1 protein-coding gene is annotated in these 1,164 nt (G+C 64.0%); it reads right to left on the bottom strand.

Annotated features, from left to right (window positions below):
* On the bottom strand, window positions 1-1,122 hold a 1,122-nt coding region (locus M3I56_RS40590; protein WP_254358672.1), incomplete at its 3' end, for an IS481 family transposase.
* Window positions 1,123-1,164: the final 42 nt, after the last annotated feature.

Here is a 1,164-nt window from a genome sequence, read left to right as displayed (position 1 = left end):
CAGGTCAAGTGTCGCGACACGGTGATGGGCAAACCAGAGCTCGAATACACCGTCTTCGTCGTCCTTTGGACGGGCCGCCACGCGCAGCCCCTTGAGCGCAATCGAGAGCTTCAGTTTCTGCCCCCGCAAGCGCACCAGACCACTCGAATTGACCAGCAACACCTCATCGCCCGGGCCATATTCAGGCTCGGGCAGCTGCTCCGGCATCGCGCGCGGACTGGGCCGGTAGCGTGTCAACGGCGTGGCCATGCCGAGCGCCTCATGGGGACGCTCGCTGTTGTAGACCTGACGCCACCGGTTCAGCTCCTGCTGGACATGCTCATGCGTGGTGAAGGCGTGCCGCTGCAGCACCTCGGCCTTCAGCGAGCGGTGAAAGCGTTCATCCTTGCCATTGGTCTGCGGGTGGTGAGGCCGGCTATAGCTCACATGCACGCCCAGCCTGATCAGCCAGACAGCCAGCTCCGTGAGCTGTCCGGGCGCGCTGGGCGAGCCCCACGGCGCGCCGTTATCCGTGTTGATGCGCGCAGGCAGCCCGTAGCAGCGAAACGCCTGCTGCAGTTCGGCCTGCACGATTTCGGTCGTGGTGCGCGAGCATGCCTTGAGGACGATATTGAAGCGCGAGTGATCATCGATGACCGTCAGCGGCGAACAGCGCCCGCTCTCCAGGGTCTGGAAATCGCCCTTGAAATCCATCTGCCAGAGCGAGTTCGGGTGCTCATGTTCGAAGCGCTGCCAGTGCTGGCGCTGCGCAGATTCACGCGCGGGGATCATCCCGTGACGGCGCAGGATTTCGGTGATGGTGGCAGGTGCCGGAACCTGCGTGTGGCCCAGGTCAAGCAGGCGCCGCTCGATCTTTCGTCCGCCCCAGCCGTACTCCCGACGCAGCGCCAGTACACGCTCGACGAGCGGATCCGGCGAACGCGTGGGGCTGTGATGCGGACGGCGCGAGCGGTCGGCCAGACCCGCCGGGCCTTCGTCGCGATGGCGTTCAAGCCATTTGTAGCCGGTCTGGCGGCTGATGTTGAAACGCCGGCACAGCTCACTGAAGGGCAGGCTCTGTGCGGCTGCCAGACTGACGAATTCCTGTCTGAGGCTCATGGTGTCTTTTACATTCCAGGGCATGGATGGATTCGGGCGTTGGGTTGCCCAAAAGTGTCAACCATG

It is taken from the genome of Paraburkholderia sp. CNPSo 3281, assembly GCF_024206515.1.
GTDB classification, from domain to species: domain Bacteria; phylum Pseudomonadota; class Gammaproteobacteria; order Burkholderiales; family Burkholderiaceae; genus Paraburkholderia; species Paraburkholderia nodosa.
Note: the sequence above shows the minus strand (reverse complement) of the source record. Positions and strands in the feature narration are given on the sequence as shown.